Origin of the sequence: Microbacterium sp. C7(2022) (genome assembly GCF_028823665.1) — a bacterium.
GTDB lineage: Bacteria > Actinomycetota > Actinomycetes > Actinomycetales > Microbacteriaceae > Microbacterium.
In genome coordinates this window covers 46739-71085 of the sequence record NZ_JAPEHV010000005.1, presented here as the reverse complement: position 1 = coordinate 71085, position 24347 = coordinate 46739, and the positions used below count along the sequence as shown (strand labels likewise).

The window sequence follows — 24347 nt, the reverse complement described above, 5'->3', positions numbered from 1 at the left end:
GGGTTCCGCAGCACATCGTGGGGGCGGAGCCGCACCCCCTTGGGCTCCACCCCCAAAATCTGCGCTGGGAAGCAACACATCCTGGGGGCGGAAATCGCACGCCGACGTTCGCCTAGGCTCCGCCCCCAGAATCGGCTCCGCCCCCAAAATCTGCGCTGGGAAGCAACACATCCTGGGGGCGGAACCACACGCTGCTTCACTCCACCCCCACAATCTGCGCTGAAGCGCAACAGATCGTGGGGGCGGAGCGAAGGTGACCCACGCGGGAGCGCGGGAGCGCGGCAGCGCGGCAGCGCGGGAGGGTCAGTAGCCGAGCGCGCGGGCGAGCTTCGACGCGGATGACGCCTCGCGGCCGCCGGCGGCGAACACGGCGTCGCGCACGGCGGCGAAGAACGCCGCGCGCTCGTCGGCATCGCTCGGCGCGGCGGGGCCGAGTTCGATCTCCCACTCGCGCCATTCACGCGTTGCGCCGGAGCGCTCGTCGAGCGTATCGACGTGGTCGTCGGCGAATTCGGCGACGACCCCGCCGGAGGCATCGAGCAGGTTGTAGGCGGTGCGTTGATTGCGAATTCGTGCCAGCGGGCCGAGCGGAGCATCCGTCACATGCGCCAGCGCCGCGACCGCGGCGCCCGGCACGGTATCCCACTCGCCGAGTGGCCACTGCAGCTCGACTCGGGCGTCGCCGACGCGCGGACCCTTGATGTGCCACCCCGCGTCGTGGCCACCGGTGCGACGCCGCAATGCGTAGCCAGCAGACGCGAGCGAAAACTCGGCCGTGTCGAGGTAGCGAGCGTCGAGTTCGCGCAGCTCCCCCGCGGTCACGGATGCCACGCCAGGCAACCCCGAGAAGTCCGGCACCCGGGTGTCGGCGTCGGCATCGAACTTGAGTTCTACCTCGACCGACCGCTCGGGGGCATCGCCGCCAGCGTCAGCAGCCGCGCCAGCGTCAGCAGCCGCGCCAGCGACGCCGGCCGCACCCTCAGCGTCGGTCACGCGCGGAGTCGGCGTCGGGGTCGATGTCGTCCTGAGACTCAACGAACCAGAACTCGCCCTCGGTGGGGCCATCGCCCTGTCCCGTGTTCGCGAGACCGCCCTGCCGTCGGTAGACGACCTGCGTCTCGCTGTACGGAACGATGATCGAGTCCTCGTTCTCGTCGTCGAGCGGAAGAACCTGCCCGTCGAGCGGGCCGCCGTGAAGTCGTGCAATAGCCATGGCCCCACCCTAGTCCTGGGTACCGAACTGCGAGCAGGGGTTGACATCACGGCATGGCTGGTTCACGGCCGGATGCCGCACCCGCCGCCCCGCAAGCCCAACCGGGCCGCCCCTCACACCATGGGCGGCGTGTGCCAGATGCGGTCGATGTAGTCGCGCATGGAGCGGTCGGACGAGAAGAACCCGCAGCGCGCGATGTTGAGGATCGCCGCACGGTTCCAGGCGTCTTGGTCGGCGTATGCGGCATCCACCCGGCGCTGCGCCGCCATGTACGACGTGAAGTCGGCGAGCACCATGAAGCGGTCGTCGTAGAGCAGGTTCGACACCAGGGGCTCGAACACCGACCGGTCCCCGCCCGAAAAAACACCCGACGCGATCAGGTCGATCGCCCGGCGCAGGTCGTCGTCCGCTTGGTAGAACGACGACGGCTTGTACCCGCGAGCCCACAGGGCCTCGACCTCGGGCTCGCTCATGCCGAACAAGAAGAAGTTCTCGTCCCCGACGAGCTGGCGAATTTCGACGTTCGCTCCGTCGTCGGTGCCGATCGTGAGCGCGCCGTTCAGGGCGAACTTCATGTTCCCGGTGCCCGATGCCTCTTTGCCGGCGAGCGAAATCTGCTCCGACAGGTCGGCGGCGGGGATCACGCGCTCGGCGAGCGTGACGTTGTAGTTGGGCGGGAAGAGCACCTTCAGTCGTCCCTCGAGCCGCGGGTCGTCGTTCACGACACTGCCGACGGCGTTGATGAGATGGATGATGCGCTTCGCCATCTGGTAGCCGGGCGCGGCTTTCGCGCCGAACACCGCGGTGCGCGGTTGGAGATCGGATGCCGCGACCCGGCCCGACACCACGGATTCATACGTCGACACGACGTGGAGCACCTTCAGCATCTGCCGCTTGTACTCGTGGAGGCGCTTGACCATCACGTCGAGCATGTGCCCGTCGCTGACGTCGAACCCGTCACGGGCGTGCAGGACTTCACTCAGGCGCCGCTTGTTGGCGGCCTTCACCTCGGCGAACTGCGCCCGGAAGTCAGCGTCATCGGCGAACGCTTCGAGCCCGCGCAGCCGGTCGAGGTCGGTCTCCCACCCGGCGCCGAGGGTGTCGGTGAGCAGCCCCGACAGTTGCGGATTGGCCAGCCGCATGAACCGGCGCGGGGTGACACCGTTGGTGACGTTGGTGAACTTCCCCGGGAAGAATTCGTCGAACGCCGGCAGCACCTTGTCGCGCAGTAGCTGCGAGTGCAGTTCGGCGACGCCGTTGACCTTCGCTCCGGCGACGGTCGCGAGGTAGGCCATGCGCACCGAGCGCTCGGGGTATTCGGCGATGATCGACATGTCGCGAATGCGCATTTCGTCGTCGCCGAACCGCTCGCGAACGGCGAGCAGAAACTCCGCGTTGATGCGGTAGATGATCTCGAGGTGTCGCGGCAAGAGGCGGCCCAGCAGATCGACCGACCACACTTCGAGCGCCTCGGGCAGCAGAGTGTGGCACGTGTATGCGAAGCACTGCTGGGTGACCGCCCACGCGGCATCCCATTCCATCTTTTTCTCGTCGACGAGCACGCGCATGAGCTCGGGCACGGCGATGACGGGGTGCGTGTCGTTCAGTTGGAAGATGACGCGATCGCCGAGCGCGGTGAGGTCGGCGTCGTCGGGCACCATCTGCGAGAGGAAGTCGGCGATGGATGCCGCGACGAAGAAGTACTGCTGCTGCAGGCGCAGCTCTTTGCCTTGCGGCGTGGAGTCTTCGGGGTAGAGCACCTTCGAGATGTTCTCGGCGAAGGTTTGCGCGCGCACGGCTTCTTCGTAATCGCCGGAATTGAACACGCGCAGGTCGAACGAGTCGGTGGCCACGGAGCTCCACAGGCGCAGGGTGTTCACGCGTCCGTTCTGGAAGCCGGGGACCATCAGGTTGTAGGGCACCGCTTGCACACCCCAGCCGGGCACCCAACGCGTGCGGGTGACTCCGTCGTCGTCGTAGGTTTCGGTGTGCCCGCCGAACGACACCGTCTGCGCAGCCTCGGGGTGCGGGAACTCCCACGGCGAGCCCATCGTCAGCCACGCGTCGGGCTGCTCAACCTGCTGCGCGTCGACAAAGGTCTGCCGGAAGATGCCGTACTCGTATCGAATGCCGTAGCCGATGTTCGGCACGCTCATCGTGGCAAGCGAGTCGATGAAGCAGGCTGCCAACCGGCCGAGCCCGCCGTTGCCGAGGCCCGGCTCGACTTCGGCGTCGCGCAGGTCGGCGATGTCGATGCCGCACGCGGCGAGCGCTTCGGTAGCGATCTCGTCGAGGCCTCCGGCGAGCAGATCGTTGTCGAGCTGTCGCCCCAGGAGGTATTCGGCCGAGAGGTAGCAGACGGTCTTCGCCTGGGTCTCGCGCAGGCGCCGCTGGTCTTCGAGCCATCGCGCCACGAGGTAGTCGCGCACGGTGTAGGCGAGGGCGAAGTACTGGTCGGTGATGCTCGACGCCGACAGCGCGACTCCCCGGTCGAAGTTGAGGTTGCGCAGAAACTGGGCCACGAACCCGTCGACGGTCACGGGCGGCGCCATCACCGGCGCGATGGCCAGCGGATGCTCGGCGCGCAGCGCGGCGCGCGCGGGCTGAGGGTCACCGGATGCAGAGGCGGAGGGCTGTTCGAGGCTCACAATACGAACATAGTGAGCGGATGCCACTCCCCCGCGCTCTGCGGCACGGACCGGCCCCAAGTTTTTCCCATTCGTAACGTGACGAGCCGCCGCTGGTACTAGAACGTTTTCGCAACACGGCCGAGTGGATGTCCGGCCGTCACGGTCGGGCACCCACTCGCGTTAAGGTGAGGGAGTGAAACCGTTCGTCCTGCTCGCGACGCGGGCCGAAGACGTACCCGCCGACGAGGAGTACGCGCTCTTCCTTCGTTACACCGGCCTCACCGAGCGCGAACTGATCCGCATCCGGCTCGAAGCCGCCCCGATGCCGAAGCTGGATCTCGATGACCTGTCGGGCATCTTCGTCGGGGGCGGCCCGTTCAACGCGTCCGACCCGATCGAGAAGAAGTCGGCGGTGCAGCGCCGCGTCGAAGCCGAGTTCGGCACGTTGCTCGACGAAGTGGTCGCGCGGGACTTCCCGTTCCTCGGCGCCTGTTACGGCGTCGGCACGATCGGCGCGCACCAGGGCGCCGTGATCGATCGCACCTACGGTGAGCCGATCAGCGTGGTGCCGGTGACGATGACGGATGCCGGTGCCGTCGATCCGCTCTTGAATAGCCTTCCGCGTACGTTCGAGGCGTTCGTCGGCCACAAAGAGGCGATCCGCACGTTGCCGCCCTCGGCGACGTTGCTGGCGTCATCCCCCACGTGCCCGGTGCAGATGTTCCGGGTGAAGCAGAACATCTACGCCACGCAGTTCCACCCCGAGCTCGACCTCGAGGGAATCACGACGCGCATTCATGCGTACGCCAACCACGGCTACTTCGCCGCCGACGAGTTGGAGTTGACTCTCTCGGCCGTGCAGCGTGCTGCGGTGCAGCATCCGAGCCTCATGCTCCGCACGTTCGTCGAGCGCTACGCGCGCTAGCCCTGCCGCTCTTCGGCCTCGGCCTTGCGCGCGATGGCGAGTTCTTTCTTCGCCAGACGCACCTCGTTCTCGGCGCGCCGCACGCGGCGCTGCGCGAAGGTCGAGGCTCCGAACTTGGCACGCACGCGGTCGCGTTCTTCTTCGATGCCGGTGACGATGTACGCGCAGGCGATCAGGATGACCTGGGCCGACAGGTTGAACCACAGCAGCAACGCGATGAGCGACGCAAAGGTGGCAAGCAAAGGGTTCGAGTCCGCACCGCCGACGAAGAGGGAGGACAACTGCTGCAGCACGATCAACCCGACCGCTCCGAGCAACGACCCCGACCACAGCGACCGTGCCGACGGCTTGACGCCGGAGAGCACCAGGAACAGCACCGCGATGACCGCGGCATCCAATGCGAACACGACCACGAGGGCGAGCGTGCGGGTTCCGAACTGCAGCAGGGCGTCGTCCTCAGCGAGGCCCAGCCATTGCCCGACGATGCTGAGCCCGGCACTGCCGAAGAACGTGATCGCCGCCGACGCGGCAAGGGCCGCGCCGATGCCGAGGGCGATCAGCAGGTTGCGCAGGTAGACCCACAAGAAGAAGCCGTCGTCTTGTGCGAAGTCGGCGATCGATCGAATCGCGAGGCGCAGCGTGGCGATGGCGCCGATCGCCGCCCCGACGAGCACGATCACCGAGATGGCGCCGGCGATCGTCACTCCCGGCGGGGCTTCGATCTGACTGGTCTTGATGATGCCGTCGGGGCCGACGAGCCCCGGGATCGCGCGATTCACCGCATCGACGAGTGCTTGCCACGCGACGGGGTTGTCGGCGAGCCAGATCGCCGCGACCGAGAAGCCCAGCAGCACGCCGGCGAAGACGCTGAAGAGGGTGCGATAGGTCACGCTGTCGGCGAGCATCGGGCCGCGGCGCTCGCTGTAGAGGAGGAAGGAGCGCACGACCTTGAGAGTCAGCACCCACCGAATGGCTTTCGCGACGAACTCCTTCATGCCTTGACCATAGCGACGCCGCACGACACCCGCGCCGGGGTGGACACGTGGGCCGTAGTATGGCAACGGGGATTGGGGAGTCATTGTGAAGGGACTTGCGCAGACGCTGGTGCTGACGGGGGCGGTTCGTGCTCCTGACATGTCGGCGGCGCTCGCGAAGGCGGGCGACGGGCCGGAATTGCAACAGCTGCTCGTCAGTGAGCACCTGGCCACTGAGGCGCAGATCGCCGAGGCGATTGCCGTGCACACCGGCCACCGGTACTACGACATCAGCGAGATCGAGATCCCGCAGGATGTTCTCGCACTCGTCCCCGGCAACCTGTGCCGCCGGTATCAGCTGATCCCCCTGGATCGCATGCGCGGCAAGGTGATTGTCGGGATGCTCGACCCTACCGACATCATCGCGATCGACGATGTGACGAGCCTCACCGACCTGCAGGTTGAGGCTGTCGTCGTCGCCGCGGATTCCCTGCGCCAGGCGTTCGAGCGGTACCTGCGCTCGGACGAAGAGCTGAGCGACCTGTCGGAGCAAATCGGCGAGACGGCGGGCTCTGCGTCGGGACTTACCTTCACCGAAGCTCTGGATGATCAGGACGCGGATGCCCCTGTGGTGCGCTTCGTGAATCTGCTCATCACGCAGGCCATCAATGACCGCGCCAGTGACATCCACATCGAGCCCGGCGAGCAGCAGCTCACGGTCCGGTTCCGCATCGACGGCGTGCTGCACGAGATGCAGCGCGCGGACCGCGCGATTCAGGACGGCGTGATCTCGCGCCTGAAGATCATGTCGGCGATTGACATCGCCGAGCGTCGGCGCCCCCAGGACGGACGTTTGCACGAACTGCGGGATGCCATCGACAGCGATGACGACGTAGCTGGTGTGGTCACCGACGTGGATCATGGCGAGGGCTTCGCGCTCGGCGCCGAGGCCCCGCGCGATGCGTGCGAGCCCGAACGGGACGAGGTCGACCGTGTCGATCTCGAGCTTCGCTTTCGCCATGGTGGCAATGAGCTCTTCGATGGTCTCGGTCACGGCGGCAACGAGAAGGCCGGTGATCTGGCCATCGGCTTCTGCCGTGGGGTAGAAATCGAGCACGGCTTGGCTCACCGGCACCGGGAGGAGGTCCTGCACCTGGTACGGCAGCGCCTGGCGCAGAAGGTCGGCGCGCATCGCTTGGGTGGTGTATTCCCGAACGAGAATGCGCCGGCTACCAATCGCGAGTGTCACCTTGCGGCTCTTGATTCCCGAGCGCGTCCAGAGCTGACGCAGCGCCAGGGCGACGGCATCTCGATCGAGAACTTCGGAGTCTTTGGCTGCGCCTGGCGGCAGGGGCACTTCACCTGCCGCGACGAGGGTGGGAGCGCGCCACGACGGTCTTCGCCATGATCACTCACCTTCCTTCCCCAGTTTCACGTGCATCGTGTTGCCGATCACGCGGTGATGAATAGTCCGAGATACCAGCGAGAGAGCGACTCTCCGCCGAAAACACCCACCCAGGCTCCGAGGATCATCCACGGCCCGAACGGGATGGCGGTCTTGCGACCGGCGCGCCTGGTGATGAGCAGGCCGATGCCGAAGATTCCGCCGAGCAAGAATGCGCCGAACGCACCGACGACGAGCGCCCCCCAGCCGAGCCAGCCGAGGTAGAGGCCGAGGACTCCGGCCAGCTTGACGTCGCCGCCGCCCATTCCATCGGGGCGGACGAAGCGCAGGATGAAGTAGAACGCGTAGAGCGCGGCCATGCCGATGGCGGCACGTACGAGTGCGTCAAGGTCGCCGACGAGGACGGATGCCGCGACCAGCAGCACCGCGCCGACCGCGTACGCGGGCAGCACGATGGCGTTGGGCAGTCTGTGCGTGTCGAGGTCGATGAGCGTGAGGGCGATCGAGATGGATGCCAAGTAGAGGAACGCTGCGACGGTGAGCACGAGTGACCAGACGGCGCCGGTCGAGTCGAGCGTCGCGGTGGCGACGAAGTACCAGGTGATGCCGACGAAGGCGAGCGCCGTGGCGAGTTCGACGATGGGGTAGCGCGCCGAGATGGGGGCTTTGCAGCCTGCGCAGCGGCCGCGGAGAACGAGCCACGAGACCACCGGGATGTTCTCGACGGGGCGTACGGGTTCGTCGCAGTGCGGGCAGCGGCTCTCACGGGTGAGCGGGATGCCTGCCGGGACGCGGTAAATGACCACGTTGAGGAATGAGCCGATGACGAGGCCGAACAGCCCCGCGAACACGAGGACGAACGCCAGCACCGCCGGGCTGACGCCCGTCACGGGACGTCCCGCTGCGAGACAAGTGAGCCGAGGGTGGGGGTGCCTGTGCTACCGGATCCGCTGGATCCCCATTGACCGGGCCAGCCGATCGGCACTGTCTTGATAGTGATCGTGCCGCCGTCGTTGAGCGAGCCGGAGTACATCGACCCCGTCCACGTGCCGCCGTTGCCGATCTGGATGATGCACGGCGTGTACATCATGGAGGTCACGGTCACGTTTACCGATGCATCGGTCTCGATCCAGCCATCGGTTGACGAGCTCCCGCCCCCACCGTTGCCGTTGCCGTTGCCGTTTCCGTTGCCACCTCCGCCGCTCGTGGCGGACGGACACGTCGGCTTGTTGTCAGCGACCTTGTCCGGGACGATGAACCAGGCCTTCGGCGTCGTTCCGGTCTTGGGCTTCAGCGTGAAGTTACCCAGTGTGAAGTGCGTCCCAATGAATGCGACGTTTACGCCAATTGACGCCGTCGAGTCAGCGCCCAGAGCCGTGTCCCACCCTCCGGTGCACACAGTGGCATCCACCACTGTGTTCTTACTGAGCCCGGTGATGTAGGTGTTCCAAAACGTCGTGGCGCTCCCTTTGAAGTTGGTGCAGTTGTAGGGGGTCGACGTTGCTGTCAATGTAACGATGTCGTAGCCGGGCCAGTCAGACGCCTTGAAGTTGTAGTCAAACCAGGGATCGAACGTCGGCTTCCCCAGAGAGTCTGACCAGACAATCCCGTTTGTCTTGCCGCCATTGATCGAAGCGTCGACCGAGGTCGGCGTTGTGAGCGTGTCGCTCCAGCGCGTGATGACCTTGGCCGTCTTGGGCACGGTGAGAGTTCCGCCGATCTTGGCCGGTGAGTTGCCGAGTAGCACGTTGCCCACTGCAACGACATTACCCAGAACCTGATCGCTGTTATTGAGGTACACCGCTTTGTCTGTGTTCACGGGATTCGCACCCCCCGCGAACAAGCTGCCGTTAATGGTGCACCCCGATTGCCCGAGCATCGACCCTGCCGTGTAGACGTTTGCGGGGACGGTGGTCTTGCACTCGAACGCTCCCCCACTAGGGAAAAGCACCGTAGCAAGGCCTGAGGACTCATGCACGACGTGGTTCGTGAACTCGACGGAATCGGTGCCCGCATTGAAGAAGACGAGCTCCGCGCCTTCGCCCGTGACCGCCGGAACCGTGTAGTTGTACACGGCTTGCGTCTTAGTCTGGCCAGCGCTCTTGCCTGTGCCAGTGGAGACGAACGTCACTTTGTTGTCTGCACACGAGCTCGTCACCGTGTAAGAAGGCGCCGAGGCCGAGCTCAAACTCAGTGAGCAGAAGTCGCCGGTGCGCCGCGCCTGCGCGACGCCCTCGGCGAGTCCAGCATCCGCTGCGGCGCGGGACTCGGCCGTACTGCGGTTGCTCACAAGCATGCCGGTGGTGCTGGTGACGATCGCGGCGAGGGTCAGACCCGCAATGCTGAGCACGAGCATGACGATCAGAACGACAACCAGTGTCGAGCCCCGTTGGGTGTCGTCACGCGAGAACTGGTTGTTGATTCTCACCAGCATGTTGCTGACCCTTCAATTTTCGATTGTGCCGTCGCGCCGCCAGCGATCGGCACTGTTTGCTCGTCCCGGGTGATGGCGAGCCCGTAGGTCACGCGATCGGTCGTCGCTTCCGCAAACGGAACGTCCCCGGTCAGCGTTCCTTCGACACCCGTCGACAGCGTCGCCCACCCGGCGGTCGATGTCACATCGACCGCCGACGCGGATGTCTTGTACTTGAAGTCGCCCCCGCCCCTCACCCGTCCAAAACCTCGAGGCGCACGCGCACCGGGCCGCCGTCTTCGAGGCCCTCAGCGGAGCGCACCGCCTTCTTGAGCGGCAGCACGTAGGCGCCCATCTTCGAGTCGGGGAAGATCGACGTGCGCCACTGCGAGCCGCCCACGATCGCCTGCACGCGCACCGACCCGAAGCCGCGATGTGGGCGCGGAATCTCGCGGATCTCTTCGCTCAACTCGGGTGGAACCGAGGTGAAGTACCAGGATGCGTCATCACGGGCATCCCACCGAAATACCTCGCTGTCGAACTCGATGATCACGCGAGCGAGGGTACTCCCCGCCCGCGACTTGTAGCATCGACGCCGTGCCTACGCCGAAATCCGCTCCCGCGCGCCCCGAGCGCGACATGTCGCGCCCGCTACCCTCCGCGCTCAGCTGGACCGTGCTGATCGGCTTCGCCGCAGCGCTCGCGATCGCGTTCTTCGGAGTGCCGCTCGCCTGGTGGGTGCCGGCCGCGTACGGCGCGCTCAGCGTGATGGGCTTCGCGGCCTACGGCATCGACAAGTCCGCCGCACGCCGCCAGGCGCGGCGCATCTCAGAGCAGACCTTGCTCACTGTCGGCCTCATCGGCGGCTGGCCGGGCGCTCTCGTCGCGCAGCAACTCTTCCGTCACAAGACGCGCAAGCGCTCGTTCCGCCGCGCGTTCTGGAGCACGGTCGTGATCAATGTGCTCGTCGTCGGCGGCGTGGTCGCCTACGTCGCCTCGCGCTGATCGCCGGCGGCGGTCGCTGACGTCGGCGCGACAACAACCCCCGGCCGCCCCGACACCCACACGTACACTCCCGCCACCACCACGGCGCCGCCCAGCACGAGCGCCCACCACGGGAATCCGGGGACATCCGGCACCGCCCCCGCCGCCTGTACATCTTCGATCGGCGTCGGCGTGATGCGCTCGGCGGTCACGAGAATGCGGTGCGAGTTGATTCCGAGCGGCGTGCACGTCACGAGCGTCACCAGGTCGCGCCCGCGCTCGGGGTACAGCGTCTCGGTTTCGTCGGGCGCGACCACGAGCGTCCGCACCACGCGGTACGTCAAGACCTCGCCGAACACCTCGATCGTGAACGTATCGCCCTCGGCGACCTTGTCGAGGTTCGTGAACAGCTCGGCCGACGCGAGCCCCCGGTGCCCGGTCAGCACCGAGTGCGTGTCGACCCCACCCACCGGCAGCGCCGTGCCCTCGAGGTGCCCGATCGCCTTCTCGAGCACGTCATCACTCGTGCCGTGCAGAATCGGCAGGTCGACACCAATCGACGGGATCTTGATCCGCGCCATCACTCCGTGACCGTCGGCATTCAGCAGAGAGTCGTACACATCGTCATCGGATGCCGCGCCCGACACAGACTGCACCACCCGCTCCCCCGCAGCCACCGCGGCATCGCCGCCCACAAGACCTGCGTTATACGCGCGCGCCGCCGCGATCTCGTCCGCCAGCACCTGATCATCAGACAACCCGACGGAGTACTCCTCGATCACCCGCGACTGCGCGTACTGCGAGAACCACCCCGCGATCTGCGGATACATCAGCACCGCAACCCCAACCAGCGCCACCACCGCGAGAATCAGCGGCAGCACCGGCAGACGCCATCCCCTGTGGCCAGGCACGACCGCGCGAACGCGCGCGTCACGGCGCGTCTGCGGCGATTCAGCGATGACGCTCACGTGGGCTCCTGTCTGAAGTCGTGAGGGATGGAGGAGTCGGATGCCGCGGGCGCGGCATCCATTCAATGAAGTGCAGACCGGGGAGGCACGGGAAGCCTCCCCGGTCTGCTGCACGCACCCGCGGGGACTGGGGAGTGCGGGGCGTGCGCCCTGGCGGGTCTGATCAGACCGTGGCCGGGGTGGCCTTGCGACGTGCGATCAGCACCGCGGCACCCGCGGCGATCAGCACGAGCGCTCCACCGGCGATGCCGAAGGTCAGCGTGCCGTTACCTCCGGTGAGCGGAAGCGCCCAGTCGGGGATCTGCGTGTTCGCGATGTCGACGGCAACTTCTTGACCGACGTGGGTGGTGTCGTTCACGACGACCTTGACGCGGCTGTCGAGACCGAAGTAACGGTCGGGCGCAACAACCTCTTCGAGCCAGTACGTCTCGCCGGCCTTGAGACCGGGGATGACGACCTCACCGTTGGCGTCTGTGGTGAACTGGGTGACGGTCGCGCCATCGATGGTGAATTCGAGCGCCTCGCCACCGGTCTCGGCGGTGAACACCTCGAACACGGCACCTTCGAGGCCGAGCGTGTCGTCGGCGGCGTCGTGCTTGAAGATCTTGACCTTCGCCCACGTCGTCTGCACCTCGTTCGACTCGATGGTGCTGTCGTTCACGTTCGCGAACGCGGTGTTGGTGATGACGCCGTCGCGGACCTCGGTCACCTCGGTGTCGATCGTGACCGTGACCGTTCCGCCCGCGGCGCCGAGCAGCGCGGTGCGACCCGACTCGGTGAACTCGACGGTGACGGGGTCGGTGGTCGAGACGGTGTAGTCGGTACCGGCGGTGAGCGCGACGGGGTTGCCCGCGGCATCCGTCACCGCAACCGTCGCCGGGGCGACGTACGCCAGACGATCGTCGAGGTCGTCGACGATGCTGTAGGCCTCGATCGTCTCGCCCGCACCGAACGCGGGGATGGTGGCGTCGATCGTCCAGGTGACGATGTCGCCGAGCGCGAAGGCCGTCGAGTCATCCACGGTCTTCTCGACCGCCGAGACGGCGTTCTTCGGGTAGACGTGCACGTCGGTGAGCCACGTCGTCTCACCCTCGGTGTTGGTGGTCGGCAGCGGAATCGACACCAGGAACGGCGCAGACTTCGTCGCCACCGTCGCCGGCGCGTCGACCTCGCGGATCAGGTACAGGCCCACCGGCAGGTCTGCCGCGAGGGTGATGCCGGTCGCGCTGGTTGCGCTGAGCGTCGTCGCCGTGCCGAGGTTCGCGGGGATCGCGGCCGGGTCTGCGGCCAGCGCCGCGGTGAGCGCCTGCGCTTCTTCCCATCCGGCGTTGGTCAGCAGGTCGACGTTCACCGGGGTGATCGTGAACGTGACCCCCGCCAGCGGCGTGAGGCCCGACGTGTCGGCAGGCTGACCGTTGGTCTCGGCCAGGTCGCCGAGCGGCCGCTCGAACTTCTGGATCGTGATCGATCCGGTCGTGTCGGGGTCGATGTTGGGCCCGTCGACGGCCGAGGCGGGCGCCGCGACAGCGAGCGCGGCGCCGAAGCCCACGGATGCGGCGAGTGCGACCGAGGCCGCCTTGCCGAACCAGCTCTTGATGCTCATGTTCTTCCTTCTTCTGTTGGTGTGGTGGGTGTTCAGGGGGTCAGTGGGTGTCGGATGCCGCACGCCGGCGCACCGCGGGGATCACCCGCGCACCGACAGCCGCGGCGAGGGCTGCGAGCAGGAGTGCTCCGCCCGCGATGAGGAACGCATCCGACGCCGTCCCGCCGGTGAGCGGGAGCACAACGGGCGGAATGCTGTCGTTGACGAACCGGTACGTCGCTTGTTCGCCCGCGGCGAGGGACACCTCGGCCGACGAGACGTCGACCCACTCGGTGCCGTCAAGGCGCTGCAGCGCGAGTTGGCGGTACGCGATCGTGCCGGTGTCCTCGGCGAGTGCCTCGGTCAGGGTGTACGTGTGGCCGGGGCGCACCTCGAAGGTGTTCTGGTCGGATGCCGCCTCGGCACCGGCCGCGGTTGGTGACGCCAGCGCCACCCCCGCCGCGGGCGTCGCGGTGATGTTCCAGTCGGCCGGGTCGAGGTCTGATCCGTCAACGACGTGCTTGAGGAGCGTGATCGACGCGGTCGCGTTGGTGACGACGCACGTGACATCGGTTCCCTGAGCGAGCGTCACGGCACCCTGCTGCACACTCACGGTGCTGCCGGTCGCGGTGCGGCACACCCATGCGCCGTCCTGCACGTAGGTGGCCTGTCCGCCGGATTCGGTGAGGGCGTACGCGACGCCGGGCGTCACGCGGGCTGTGGCCTGTTCGGTGCCGGTGGCACCGTTCGGGCCCGCCGCCGCGCTGCTCGGACCGGTCGCGGTGAGCGTCCACGCCGTCGGCGCGGCATCACCGAACGACACCTGCTTGACCAGCGTCAGCGTCGTCGGCGCGACCTTGTTCACGATCGCGCAGTCCACCTTCTCGCCGGGCGCGACACCCGTCACGGCTGCTCCGGCTTCGTTCGGCAGCGTCACGGTGCGCGTGGTGCCGTTCAGGCTCGTGACCACGCACTGCCCGCTGACGAACTGGAACCCGGTCTGCTGTGTCTCTGAGACGGTGACCGTGGCTCGCGCGGTCGTGGCGGAGTGCCTCAGACTCCAGCGGGCCGTGCCCGTGGCATCCGTCGTCTGTGTCGCCTGCGCGGGGGTCGATGTCACCGTGCCCGTGGTCGCCTGGGTGGCGGCCGTGACGCTCCATCCCTGGCCTGGCTGTGCGTTCGCACCGTCGACGTCCTGCACAGTCTTGGTTACGGTGACCGGAGTGATCAGCGGAGCGTTGGTGATCGTGCAGACCACCGCCGCCCCGGGCTGACCTGCAACGGCGTTCGGGATGGTCACCGAGCCATTGCTCGTCGAACCGCTGGCGAGCGTGGTCGAACCGCTCACGCAGACGTAGCTGCTGGCGTAGTTCGACAGGGTGGCGCCGCCCGCGGCCACCTCAGAGATCGCGTACGTCTGCCCCGCGACAGCCGGCACCGGGCCGACCTGCGCCGACTGCACGCCCGTCGCCGTTCCCGTCGTGGTGTTCTGTGCGACGAGTGTCGACTCGCTGCGGATCTGCAGGGTGAATTGATCGGATGCCGCCACCCGGCCGACCACGTTCTTTCGCAGCGCGAGAGTGGCAGGCGAGTTGCATCCGGCAAGGTCAGTGCTGCTCGTGATCGACGTCGTGGTGGTCGAGATGCGGGTCCACGTCGAAGGGTTGTAGCGGTAGATCGCACCGCCCGTCCCGAGGTAGATCGTGCCGTCACCGTCGAAGGCGACACCGTTCACGGCCGTGGCGATGGTGAGGCTGAGGGTCTCGGTGGGAGTGGCGGCGATGGCCCCGCCGCTCGCTGCCGCGAGGGCAGCGGCGCTGACGGTGTAGATGTTGACGTTCGCCACGCCACTGGCGTTCGGGAAGCTGGAGCGGACGACGTACAGGTTGCCTGCGGCGTCGAAAGCCATGTCTCCGTTGGCGCCGTTGTCGCTGGTGATGCCGGTCCAGATGTGACCGAGACTCGACGTCGTGTTCGTCGTCGGGTTGTACTGGTACAGGCGAAGCCGCAGTTCGCTGCTGCCGTTGCGATTGGCGAACTCGTAGCCGCCGAAGAGGTAACGGCCCGTCGCCAGGTCGACCGCGCCCGTCACGAGCGAGCCGCGCAGGTTGGTGTCGAAGACCCCACCCACGCTCTCCCACACACCGGTCGCCGGTGTGTAGCGAAGAATCCGCGCGTCGCTGCTGGTGTAGGTGGTCGTCCCGACGGTGCCGCTCTCGCGCTCGTAGGCGTACACCACGCTGCCGTTGGCACCGATCGCCAGGCCATTCGCCGAGTCGATCGTGAAGGCCGAGCCGCCGCTCCACGCACCCTTGTCGACGATGCCACTCGAGGTCACCTCGCGGACCGAACCGGTAGAGGAGATCGAGTAGACGTACCCGGGCTGGCAGACCGGGCCCCAGCCGAGGTTGGCGGCCAGGATCTGGGCCTGGGTTTCGGTCTTGGTCTGGGTTTCGGTCTTCGCCTGGGTTTCGGTCTTCGCCTGGGTTTCGGTCTCGGGCGCGGTGCTCGGGGTCGAACGGGAGGCTGCAGGCGGGGCTGGGGTGGCCGTGACGCTCGGCGTTGCCGTTGCCGACGGTGTTGCGGTGACCGTGGGCGTTGGCGTTGCGGTGGTCGACGGTGTCGGCTCGGTGACTTCAGCGGACGGTGCCGGCGTGGCGCTCGGTGCCGGAGCTGCTGCAAGGCGCGGCGCTGCGGTGGCCGGCACGGCGAGACCCAGGGTGAGCCCCGTGGCAACGACGAGTGCCGCCCAAGCGCGTGGCGCGCAGGCACGACGAATACTTCTCATGACTCCCCCCGGGCATGACATTGAGCGAGTCGCAGGGAGAGCAGCACACCGCGGGGTGTGCTCCTGCGACTCGATGAATCGCCGCGACCGATCTTCGGGTGATCACGTCACGACGACGGAGCCGACGCTAGCGCTCTTCGCAATCTGAAAGCCAGCCAGAACGTTCGTTTACAGATTTGCCCAGGAAACTCCCAGAAACTGAACAATGTGCACATGAATGCATCGAGAGTCGAAACATCTGCGCATCGTCGAGCGGCCCGCACACGATACCGTCGTGCATTCTGCTCAATGCGTGAGATCGCTCTCACCGTTGCTACTTCGGCGTTTACCGCGCCCACGCTTCACCCTCCAGCGCGATGCACACGTGCATCCAACATTGATTCAGCGACGCATCGAATGCAGAGCCTGACCTTGCTCAGTGCAGCCCGCGTGCAGTGTCAGTGCCCCCGAGTAGGGTGCGTGTATGGAGCGGCTGCGCATTGTTCCGGCGAACGAGGTCACGTGGGATGACCTCCAGTCCGTGCTGACCGGACCGGCCGCGAAATGCCAATGCGAGCGCCAGAGACTCGGCGATCGCGACTGGTGGTACATGCCGGTGACCGAACGTGAGGATCTCTTTCGCACGGAGAGCGGATGCGACGACCCGCGCGCCACATCGACGACCGGCATCGTGGGATTCAGCGAGGACGAGCCCGTGGCGTGGTGCGCCGTGGACCGACGCGCCACCTTCGGACGCCTGCGTGGCTCGCCGGTCCCCTGGAAAGGGCGCCTCGAAGACAAAGACGACGAATCCGTGTGGGCCATCGCGTGCCTCGTCGTTCGGAAGGGGTACCGCGGTCGCGGTTACACGTACCCGATGGTCGCCGCCGCCGTCGACTTCGCCCGCTCACGCGGCGCCGCAGCGATCGAGGGCTACCCCATGGTGACCGGTGGACGCGAAGTGATCTGGGACGAGCTCAACGTCGGCCCCGTCGGGCCGTTCGCCGCTGCGGGATTCACCGAGGTCAGCCACCCGACCAAGCGCCGCGTGGTCATGCGTCGCGACCTTGCACTTTAGTTTTTTTTACTATATTTTGCGTCTGCTCTTGCTTTCAGTTTCGAACAAAGATACTATAAATACATGCAGTCACTCGACCACCTCCTCACCGCCGTCGACGCGGTGCGCGAGCAGTGGTCGCGACATGAAGGCAGCGATCTCGGTAGCACGGGGCACGGCGAGAACCTGATCGAGTTGAACCGATCTCTCGCTGCGATCCGACGTGCAGTTGATGCGGTGCAGTGCGAAGTTGCCGCCGAGATCGCCCGCGCGTCGAGCGCTGACCTTGGCTCAGAAAGCCTTGCCAAGCGGGAGGGCTTCCGCTCCCCCACACAGCTGGTCGCCGCCATCAACGGGATGAGCACGAGCGACGCCAACAAGCTCATCAAGGTGGGCGAAGCCACGCAGACGCGCCCACGATTCGGCGGCGAACCAGCCCCTGCGCGGCACCCTCACGTCGCGCGCGCGTTGCAGGGCGGACAGATCGGCGCCAGCGCGGCATCCGCCATCATCACCATGCTTGACCGACTGAGCATCAGCATCGACAAGCAACTCATCGACAATGCCGAGAAGCAACTCACCGAACAAGCGGTCGGCCTCAGCGCAGACCAGCTCGCGAAGGTGCTGTTGCGTGCGCAGGCGTTCTTGGACCCTGACGATGTTGCGCGCCGCGAAGCCGAAGCCCGCAGCGATCGCACCGCGCGCATTTGGGAACGAGACGGCAAGCTGCATCTCGCCGCATCGATGGATGCTGAGACGGGCGCCCCGCTGAAGGCGGCGATCGAAATGATCGTGACCGCGGAGTTCAACGCCGGCCGCGACGCGGAACGAGAGGGAGCCGCAGAGGATCTGCGCACACTCCCCCAGCGCCAAGCCGACGCCCTCGCGACGCTCGCGCGCCACGTCCTCGGATGCGATCACACCGACATGCCGCTCGGCGGCGCAACGCTCGTGGTGCGCGTGTCACTCGAGGACCTGAAGAGCGAGACCGGATTCGCCACCGTCGACGGGATGGAGCAACCGATCAGCATCGGCGCCGCCCGCAGGCTCGCGGCCGGGGGCGACGTCATCCCGTGCGTGCTGGGCGCCGACTCGGAGATCCTCGACTGGGGGCGGCGCAAGCGGCTGTTCACGAAGGCCCAGAAGCTCTTTCTCGTGGAGCGCGACGGCGGGTGCGTCAACTGCGGGCTCCCTCCAAACATGACGAAGGTGCACCACATCCGATATTGGTCCCATGGCGGTGCGACCGACATATCCAACGGTGTTCTGCTGTGCGAGACGTGTCATCATCGCGTGCACGACAACGGGTGGCAGATCACCGTCGAGGGGACGGGCGCGGCGAGTCGCGTGTGGCTCATCCCGCCACCGGACGTCGACCCACAGCGAACCCCACGGCCCGGCGGGCGTCGGCGATTCGACTACGTCCCCGCGGCGTAGGGCGTCGCGCGCGTCGGCGTGCGTGGGTGAAGCCGGGTCGGCGTCACCGCGAACGCATCACCACTGCGGGTGAATGGCCTCGCGCAGGCGCCGGTCGTAGACGTCGTGGATCACGGCGTCGAACGCGTCGAGATCGAAGCCGCCATCGACCGAGCCCGAATCGAGCAGCTTTCCTGCCGCAGCATTTGACTCTGCCTGACGCACGTTGCGCGCACCGGGAATCACGCTCGTCACGCCCGGGCGCGAGGCAATCCATGCGAGCGTCGCCGCCGGCAGTGACACTCCCTCGGGCACCGCAGCCGCCAATTCGGATGCCGCAGCCAGACCCTCTTCGTAGTCCACGCCCGAGAACGTCTCACCACGATCGAACGCCTCACCGTGCCGGTTGTACGTGCGGTGGTCATTCTCGGCGAACGTGGTCGAAGCGGTGTACTTGCCCGACAGCAGACCCGACGCCAACGGCACGCGTGCGAAGATCGCCACCCCCGCGGCATCCGCCGCCGGCAACACCTCGTCAAGCGGCTTCAACCGGAACGGATTGAAGATGATCTGCACATTGCTCACGTTCGGGCGCGCGATCGCCGCCAGCGCCTGCGCGCAGGTTTCGACCGAAACACCGTACGCGGCGATCGCGCCCTCCGCCACGAGCGCGTCGAGCGCGTCGTAGGTCGCGTCGTCGTCGATCACCGCACTGGGAGGGCAGTGCAACTGCACGAGGTCAAGTGTGTCGACCTTCAGGTTGGCCCGCGAGCGCGCGGTCCACGCGCGGAAGTTCTCGGGCACGTAGTTCGCCGGCTCTTGCGGCATCCGTCGACCCATCTTGGTCGCAACCGTGATCTCGGGGTGCGACGCACGGAACGCACCGATGATCGACTCGCTGCGGCCATCGCCGTAGACGTCAGCCGTATCGAAGAGGGTGACTCCTGCCTCGGCGGACGCGTGAAGGACCGCGGTGGCATCCTCTTCACTCACGGCACCCCAGTCGGCGCCCAGTTGCCAGGTGCCGAGGCCAATGGCCGAGATCGAGCGGCCAGTGCGGGCGAGCGGTCGTTGCTGCATGGTGTGTCCTACTCCTGAATGATGACCGGGGTGCCCTCGGGCAACTCTGCCAGTCGGTCGATCGCCTCACCGTCGAGGCGGATACAGCCGTTCGAGATCGAGCCCGAACGCTGGTCATGGTAGTGAAATGCGGTGATCGCAACGTCCGCGCCGCCGAAGCCGTCGAGCGTCGGTGACTGCACGGCGAGGTAGACGATCGGGTGCCCACGCGTGTACCAGAACTCTTCGACGACGCGCGTGGTCATGATGAAGGTGCGCCCGAGCGGCGTGGGTGTGTTGTCGGTTCCCCAGCCGAAGTCGGTCGCGACACGCTCGCTCTCACCATCGCTCACGATGTCGATGGTGCGGTCTGAGATGTCGACCTTCACGACCGTCTCGTTGGGGGCGAGCTCGACGTCGTTCATTCGCAACCAGCCGCTTACCTGCGACGGATCGCCCGTCGACGGTTTCGCGTGGCGCCCGGTGAAGAGCACCTTCACCCAGTTTTCCTGCTTCTCGACGACGGGCAGCGTGGTGCCGTCGTACGCGAACTCGCGCGGCACGTAGGCGACGGGTTCGCCCTCGGGGTCTGCGAACACCGGCGCCCCGACCCCGAGTGCTACCGCGGTCTCCCCCGTGAACTCGGCCGTGGGTTCGTCGTCGACCGGCAGCGCGCTGATCACGGCGAACACGTTGACCTGTGGCAGCGCGGTCACGTCGTAGGACGCCGTGTTGGCCGGGTAACCGGTCGGTGTGGGGGTCGGAGTCGGCGTGGGTGTCGGCGTCACGGTCGGGGTGGGTGTCGTCCACACGACGGGGGCAGCAGATTCTTCGGGCGCCGTCGGCCGAGCGAACCACCACACGAATCCGATGACGAGCGCGACGAGCACCGCGCCGCCCGCGATGAGCCACGCGCGCACAGGGCGCGTGGAGCGTGCAGGACGTGCGGGTGCGGCATCCGTCACTGCTTCTGCCTCGGTGATGGGCTCGGATGCCGCGACCGCCGATCCGCCCCACGCGGGCTTCACGAGGGAGTCGACGACGAGCAGCGCGGCACACGCGACGACGTAGACGATCAGATCCCGCAGATCGAAGACGGTACCGAACACAAGAACGGACGGCGGGAACTGTTGGGCGAGAGCGACCGGGATTTCGGTGAGTTGGAAGAGCTCGACCGCCACGCACCACCCGGCGGCGATCCCCGCGATGACCACCGGCAGCACGCGCGGGAGGATCGCGACGATCCCGAGGTAGATGGCGACCGCGTACAGGGCGTCGCCAGCGATGTCGGTGAGGGCGTTGTCGGGGAGGACGCCGTGCACGACGAGACCGGCGGCGACAGTGACCGCGACACCGATGAGCGCGGTGATGCGGCGCCGGGTGGTGTGCGTGGCTGGGATGGGCGAGGCCGAGGCGGGCGAGGCCGAGGCGGGCGTCGGCGAGGGCGTGACCGGCGTGGTCTCGGTCATGACTTCTCCCCTCGGTGCGGTCGACGAAGTGCCGCAGACAGCAAGGCCACCAGCGTACCGATCGCGACTCCGACGACGGTGTCGAGAACCCGATCGATGAGCAAGACCGAGGGATCGCTCGGCACGGCGAGCGCCACCATCAGCAACGCGAGCGGCGTGACGAAGACCATCGCGATGCCGTAGTTGCGACCGATGAACAGTTCGGCTCCGGCCTGACATGCCACCGCCACGGCGATCGTCGCGAGCGGAGGCAGATCGAGGGCAAGCAACCCCGCCGCGAGGAGAACACCGGCGAGCGTGCCGACCAGTCGCTGCGCACCGCGCACGAGACGCGCCGTGACGTGCGCGCCGCCGAGCGCCGCGACGGCGGCGACCATCGCCCAGTACCAGTGGTCACCAATCAGCGCGAGCGCCGTGAGTCCGGCGAGCAGTGCGCCGATACCGACCGTGGGCGCGATCTCGAACGCCTCTCGGTCCATCGCGAGACGGCGCGGTGACGTACCGCGCAGTCCCCCGCGAAACGCCGCAATCGCGATCGTCATCAGCACCGCGAAAAGCGCGGAGGCTCCGCCGACGACCAGGACGTCCACGAACGAGTGCACGGTCGCGGGAATGGTGGCGCTCGCTCCCGCGGCGAACACCGCGAAGAGGGCGCCGGGTGGATGCCACCGCCAGGCCGCAGCGATGAGCGACACCACAGCGGCGACCACCGCCACCCCGATGACGCGCACCCATGCCGGCGCGTCGAGCACCGAGAGCGAGGTACCGACCAGCATCGACGCGAGCATCGTCGCCCCTGCCGCGAGTTGCATGCGTAGCCGGTCGCCGTATGCGTCGAATCGGCCATACAGCGCAGCGAATGCGCCGAACGCCGCGTACATGCTGAGGTCGAGTCGCCCGATCGCCCACAGCACCAGCAACGGCACCGCGAGCGACAGCGCAGCGCGCAGCGCCACCCAATGCGCCCCGGCGTGAGGACCGACGTGCACGACTCCACGCCCCACGCGTTTCATCGGCCCGGTCGTCACCCGCCCATTCTTTCAAACAGCGCCCGCTACCCCTTGCTCTGCTGGCGATATGCCCGCGGCGCGACACTGTGCACCCGCGCGCAAGATCAGACGGTGAGCGGATGCTCGGCCGCACTCTCTCCGCGGGCGAGCCGGCGCCCCGGAACGTCCACGAGCGTGAGAGCGAGACCCGCAAGAGCCCAGCACCCGAGCAACAGCCAGGGGAATGAGGAGTCTGCGTTGGGGAAGTACGACAGGTTCCGCAACAGCGTGGCAGCAGCCCCCGGCGGCAACCACTGACCGAACGCACCCCACGGCGCCGCGATGAACTCGACGGGCACCGCCGCGGCCGACAACGGGTTCGCGATCAGCATCATGAACGCCGCGCCGAGCCCCACGCCGGCAGGCCCGATGAGGCCGGCGAGCCCGGTGATGGTGCTCGAGATCGCGGCGATAGCGAGCGCGATCGCCGAAGCGTTCAGCAGGTACGAACCCTGCAACGCTCCATACATGCCCTGCAGGATGCCCGCGAGCACAAGCCCCGCGATCGGCGCGTAGATCACGACGCCGACGACACGGCGCAGGCCACCAGGCTTCACGAGCAGAGTCAGGGCGACACCACCGATGATCCCGCCGATCACCATGGGGAACATCGCCGCCGACAGTCCCGCGCCACGCGGGTCGCTATCGGCGAGCGGAACGACGTCGGTGACCTCGACGGTCACGGTCGGGATGCTGATCGGCTCCGCGCCCTCGGAGGGAACCTCGGGCATCTGGCCGGCCATGACGGCCTGGATGATCGCCTGAATCTGCTGCGCGACGTTCTCCTGCATCGTCGCGAGGTTCTCCTCGATCGTGGCGTGGATCTGCGCATCGATCTGCTGTTGCTGCGCCGTAGCGATGCCGTCGAGCATCTGGGCGACAGCGGTGCTAGCCGCCGACGCGGTGAGCACCTCGGGTGCCGCGGTCGGCTCGCCCGGGAGCACGATGGCGCCGTACACCTCTCGCTGCTCGATGGCGTCGACAGCGGCATCCCGATCCTCATACTCGGCGAGCGCGATGGCCCCGCCTGACTGCTCGTCGATGGCGTCGGTCACCTGTTCGATCTGGTCGGAGGTACCGACAACCCCGATCGGAAGGTCGTGCGGCTCGGCCGTGACCGCCGGCCACGAGAAGGCGAGAAGGACCATGCCGACGATGAAAGAGATGGCGATCGCAATGATCGGCAGACGCCCCCAGGGGGTGACGTCGGACGAGTGCGGAGTGCTCATGACAGAACCTCACATATAAAACGAATGATCGTTCTTTATTGTGAGTCGGGCCGCTAATGTTGTCAAGACGGAGGGGTGGATGCCGAAAATCAGCGAGTCGCGGCGCAACGAACGTCGCGTGCAGATCACGGATGCTGCGTTGCGGTGCTTCGCGCGCACGGGCTATCAAGGCACGTCGATGGCCGACATCATCGCGGAGTCGGGCCTGTCGGCGGGCGCGATCTACGGCTACTACCCCAGCAAGCAACACCTGCTGTTCGCCGTCGCCGAGCGCGTGATGGGTGCGCGTATCGCCGAGATCGCGACGGTGGAAGGGGACCACGCGCTCTCCCCCGCCGAGATCGTGAGGGTGATCACCACGGGGCTGCGCAGCGAGGCGCCCTTACAGGTGCTGCTGCAGGTGTGGGGCGAGGCGACGGTGGACGCCGAACTTCGCGCTCTCGCTCAGTCGGTGATCGGGCGCGTGCGCCAGACTATCTGCGATGCATTGACGCAGTGGGCTCGGAGCACCGGGGAGGGCGCTCCCCTGCCGCCCGAAGAATGGGCGCGCGCGGCGACGCCGGTGATCCTCAGCATCCTTCCCGGGTTCGTCGTCCAGTCAACGCTGTTCGACTCCTTCGACGAGGACGCCTTCCTCGCCGCCGTCGGGCTGGTGTTGCCCGGCGGACACGTCAGCGGAACAGGCGCCTGACCTCACGCGCGGCGGTGGCCGCGGCGTCCTCCAAGGGCAGCGCGAGCGGGATCAGGATGCCGTTCTCATCGGCAGCCAGGGGCTCGAGCGTCGCCAACTGCGAAGCGAGCATCGTCGCCGGCATGAAATGCCCGGTGCGCTGACCGATGCGCGCGGCGAGTTCGTCTTCACTGCCGTGCACGTGCACGAACACGAGGTCGACGCCGCTGTCTCGGGCGAGCGCCTCGCGGTATGACCGACGCAGCGCTGAGCACGATACGACGACGTCGCGCCCCGCGCGGTGCTCGTCGCGCACGCGCTCGGCGACGCGGGCCAACCACGGCCAGCGATCATCGTCGGCCAGCGGGACTCCCGCGGTCATCTGCGCCTTCGCCTCGGGCGAGTGCAGATCGTCAGCCTCGACGAGGGTCGCCCCGAGACGTTCGGCCAGGGCGGCGGCGAGGGTCGATTTACCGGCCCCCGCCACGCCCATCACGACCGCGGCGATCGACCGCGCGGCATCTGAGGGCATGTCAC

General features: G+C 67.1%; 21 protein-coding genes and 2 pseudogenes. 6 read left to right on the top strand and 17 right to left on the bottom strand.

Annotated elements, in window-relative coordinates; translation table 11 throughout:
* Nucleotides 1–303 precede the first annotated feature (303 nt).
* The 3 genes from ON062_RS08670 to ON062_RS08660 form a co-directional block, all read right to left on the bottom strand.
* A complete protein-coding gene (locus ON062_RS08670) occupies nt 304–993 on the bottom strand; it encodes a CYTH domain-containing protein (RefSeq protein WP_274646740.1) in 690 nt (229 codons plus the stop codon).
* A complete protein-coding gene (locus ON062_RS08665) occupies nt 980–1213 on the bottom strand; it encodes a response regulator (RefSeq protein ID WP_274646739.1) in 234 nt (77 codons plus the stop codon). The genes ON062_RS08670 and ON062_RS08665 overlap by 14 nt, the downstream gene beginning before the upstream one ends.
* A gap of 113 nt (nt 1214–1326) precedes the next feature.
* Nucleotides 1327–3765, bottom strand: coding sequence for a glycogen/starch/alpha-glucan phosphorylase (locus ON062_RS08660; protein WP_274647045.1), 2439 nt, complete (start codon nt 3763–3765; stop codon nt 1327–1329).
* 271 nt (nt 3766–4036) lie between these two features.
* On the opposite strand from ON062_RS08660, the gene ON062_RS08655 reads away from it, so the two are divergent.
* Complete coding sequence (locus tag ON062_RS08655) at nt 4037–4768, top strand: glutamine amidotransferase (protein WP_274646738.1); 732 nt, start codon at nt 4037–4039, stop codon at nt 4766–4768.
* On the opposite strand, the gene ON062_RS08650 is transcribed toward ON062_RS08655, so the two are convergent.
* Nucleotides 4765–5763, bottom strand: coding sequence for a YihY/virulence factor BrkB family protein (locus tag ON062_RS08650; RefSeq protein WP_274646737.1), 999 nt, complete (start codon nt 5761–5763; stop codon nt 4765–4767). The genes ON062_RS08655 and ON062_RS08650 overlap by 4 nt on opposite strands.
* Before the next feature lie 139 nt (nt 5764–5902).
* Here ON062_RS08650 and ON062_RS13980 point away from each other — a divergent pair.
* Nucleotides 5903–6589: pseudogene (locus ON062_RS13980) on the top strand (GspE/PulE family protein); the annotation flags it as partial.
* 45 nt (nt 6590–6634) lie between these two features.
* On the opposite strand, the pseudogene pilM reads toward ON062_RS13980, so the two are convergent.
* From pilM to ON062_RS08625, 5 genes and pseudogenes are all read right to left on the bottom strand, one after another.
* A pseudogene (gene pilM / locus ON062_RS13975) lies at nt 6635–7099 on the bottom strand (type IV pilus biogenesis protein PilM); the annotation flags it as partial.
* A 95-nt stretch (nt 7100–7194) separates the two neighbouring features.
* Nucleotides 7195–8037, bottom strand: coding sequence for an A24 family peptidase (locus tag ON062_RS08640; protein ID WP_274646735.1), 843 nt, complete (start codon nt 8035–8037; stop codon nt 7195–7197).
* Nucleotides 8034–9581, bottom strand: a complete 1548-nt coding sequence (locus tag ON062_RS08635; RefSeq protein ID WP_274646734.1) for a hypothetical protein — start codon at nt 9579–9581, stop codon at nt 8034–8036. Before ON062_RS08635 ends, ON062_RS08640 begins: the two co-directional genes overlap by 4 nt.
* Nucleotides 9572–9817 carry a hypothetical protein gene (locus ON062_RS08630; RefSeq protein WP_274646733.1) on the bottom strand — a complete coding sequence of 82 codons (246 nt, stop codon included), beginning with the start codon at nt 9815–9817 and terminating at the stop codon, nt 9572–9574. The genes ON062_RS08635 and ON062_RS08630 overlap by 10 nt, the downstream gene beginning before the upstream one ends.
* Complete coding sequence (locus tag ON062_RS08625; protein WP_274646732.1) at nt 9814–10113, bottom strand: DUF1905 domain-containing protein; 300 nt, start codon at nt 10111–10113, stop codon at nt 9814–9816. Before ON062_RS08625 ends, ON062_RS08630 begins: the two co-directional genes overlap by 4 nt.
* 44 nt (nt 10114–10157) lie before the next feature.
* Here ON062_RS08625 and ON062_RS08620 point away from each other — a divergent pair, with 44 nt between their 5' ends.
* The gene (locus ON062_RS08620) at nt 10158–10565 is read left to right on the top strand and encodes a DUF1294 domain-containing protein (protein ID WP_274646731.1); all 408 of its coding nucleotides are present in this window, start codon (nt 10158–10160) and stop codon (nt 10563–10565) included.
* Here the strand turns inward: ON062_RS08620 and ON062_RS08615 are convergent.
* The 3 genes from ON062_RS08615 to ON062_RS08605 form a co-directional block, all read right to left on the bottom strand.
* On the bottom strand, nt 10547–11512 hold the full coding sequence (locus tag ON062_RS08615) for a class C sortase (protein WP_308209622.1): 966 nt from the start codon (nt 11510–11512) through the stop codon (nt 10547–10549). The two genes, ON062_RS08620 and ON062_RS08615, sit on opposite strands and share 19 nt — an antisense overlap.
* 163 nt (nt 11513–11675) lie before the next feature.
* Nucleotides 11676–13115, bottom strand: a complete 1440-nt coding sequence (locus ON062_RS08610) for a SpaH/EbpB family LPXTG-anchored major pilin (RefSeq protein ID WP_274646730.1) — start codon at nt 13113–13115, stop codon at nt 11676–11678.
* A 40-nt stretch (nt 13116–13155) separates the two neighbouring features.
* Nucleotides 13156–15882: a hypothetical protein gene (locus ON062_RS08605; protein WP_274646729.1), complete on the bottom strand. Its 2727-nt coding sequence runs from the start codon at nt 15880–15882 to the stop codon at nt 13156–13158.
* 463 nt (nt 15883–16345) lie between these two features.
* On the opposite strand from ON062_RS08605, the gene ON062_RS08600 reads away from it, so the two are divergent.
* The gene (locus ON062_RS08600) at nt 16346–16939 is read left to right on the top strand and encodes a GNAT family N-acetyltransferase (RefSeq protein WP_274646728.1); all 594 of its coding nucleotides are present in this window, start codon (nt 16346–16348) and stop codon (nt 16937–16939) included.
* Between the two features lie 63 nt (nt 16940–17002).
* Nucleotides 17003–18355 carry a DUF222 domain-containing protein gene (locus ON062_RS08595; RefSeq protein ID WP_274646727.1) on the top strand — a complete coding sequence of 451 codons (1353 nt, stop codon included), beginning with the start codon at nt 17003–17005 and terminating at the stop codon, nt 18353–18355.
* Nucleotides 18356–18412: 57 nt separating this feature from the next.
* On the opposite strand, the gene ON062_RS08590 is transcribed toward ON062_RS08595, so the two are convergent.
* The 4 genes from ON062_RS08590 to ON062_RS08575 form a co-directional block, all read right to left on the bottom strand.
* Nucleotides 18413–19414, bottom strand: coding sequence for an aldo/keto reductase (locus ON062_RS08590; protein ID WP_274646726.1), 1002 nt, complete (start codon nt 19412–19414; stop codon nt 18413–18415).
* Between the two features lie 8 nt (nt 19415–19422).
* A complete protein-coding gene (locus ON062_RS08585) occupies nt 19423–20862 on the bottom strand; it encodes a DUF2809 domain-containing protein (protein WP_274646725.1) in 1440 nt (479 codons plus the stop codon).
* Nucleotides 20859–21890 (bottom strand): FUSC family protein, encoded by a 1032-nt coding sequence (locus tag ON062_RS08580; protein ID WP_274646724.1) that lies wholly within the window; start codon nt 21888–21890, stop codon nt 20859–20861. Before ON062_RS08580 ends, ON062_RS08585 begins: the two co-directional genes overlap by 4 nt.
* A gap of 86 nt (nt 21891–21976) precedes the next feature.
* Nucleotides 21977–23140: an ABC transporter permease gene (locus ON062_RS08575; RefSeq protein WP_274646723.1), complete on the bottom strand. Its 1164-nt coding sequence runs from the start codon at nt 23138–23140 to the stop codon at nt 21977–21979.
* 79 nt (nt 23141–23219) lie between these two features.
* Here ON062_RS08575 and ON062_RS08570 point away from each other — a divergent pair, with 79 nt between their 5' ends.
* Entirely contained in the window at nt 23220–23831 is a 612-nt protein-coding gene (locus tag ON062_RS08570; RefSeq protein WP_274646722.1) for a TetR/AcrR family transcriptional regulator, read from the top strand.
* Here the strand turns inward: ON062_RS08570 and ON062_RS08565 are convergent.
* A complete protein-coding gene (locus tag ON062_RS08565; RefSeq protein WP_274646721.1) occupies nt 23812–24342 on the bottom strand; it encodes a gluconokinase in 531 nt (176 codons plus the stop codon). The genes ON062_RS08570 and ON062_RS08565 overlap by 20 nt on opposite strands.
* Nucleotides 24343–24347: the final 5 nt, after the last annotated feature.

Bases quoted from the DNA above. Each gene is read 5' to 3' on its own strand.
- ON062_RS08665 (WP_274646739.1), bottom strand. From the start codon at position 1,213: ATGGCTATTGCACGACTTCACGGCGGCCCGCTCGACGGGCAGGTTCTT.
- ON062_RS08660 (WP_274647045.1), bottom strand. From the start codon at position 3,765: ATGGCGCCGCCCGTGACCGTCGACGGGTTCGTGGCCCAGTTTCTGCGC.
- ON062_RS08650 (WP_274646737.1), bottom strand. From the start codon at position 5,763: ATGAAGGAGTTCGTCGCGAAAGCCATTCGGTGGGTGCTGACTCTCAAG.
- ON062_RS08635 (WP_274646734.1), bottom strand. From the start codon at position 9,581: ATGCTGGTGAGAATCAACAACCAGTTCTCGCGTGACGACACCCAACGG.
- ON062_RS08610 (WP_274646730.1), bottom strand. From the start codon at position 13,115: ATGAGCATCAAGAGCTGGTTCGGCAAGGCGGCCTCGGTCGCACTCGCC.
- ON062_RS08605 (WP_274646729.1), bottom strand. From the start codon at position 15,882: ATGAGAAGTATTCGTCGTGCCTGCGCGCCACGCGCTTGGGCGGCACTC.
- ON062_RS08600 (WP_274646728.1), top strand. From the start codon at position 16,346: ATGGAGCGGCTGCGCATTGTTCCGGCGAACGAGGTCACGTGGGATGAC.
- ON062_RS08595 (WP_274646727.1), top strand. From the start codon at position 17,003: ATGCAGTCACTCGACCACCTCCTCACCGCCGTCGACGCGGTGCGCGAG.
- ON062_RS08590 (WP_274646726.1), bottom strand. From the start codon at position 19,414: ATGCAGCAACGACCGCTCGCCCGCACTGGCCGCTCGATCTCGGCCATT.
- ON062_RS08585 (WP_274646725.1), bottom strand. From the start codon at position 20,862: ATGACCGAGACCACGCCGGTCACGCCCTCGCCGACGCCCGCCTCGGCC.
- ON062_RS08575 (WP_274646723.1), bottom strand. From the start codon at position 23,140: ATGAGCACTCCGCACTCGTCCGACGTCACCCCCTGGGGGCGTCTGCCG.
- ON062_RS08570 (WP_274646722.1), top strand. From the start codon at position 23,220: ATGCCGAAAATCAGCGAGTCGCGGCGCAACGAACGTCGCGTGCAGATC.
- ON062_RS08565 (WP_274646721.1), bottom strand. From the start codon at position 24,342: ATGCCCTCAGATGCCGCGCGGTCGATCGCCGCGGTCGTGATGGGCGTG.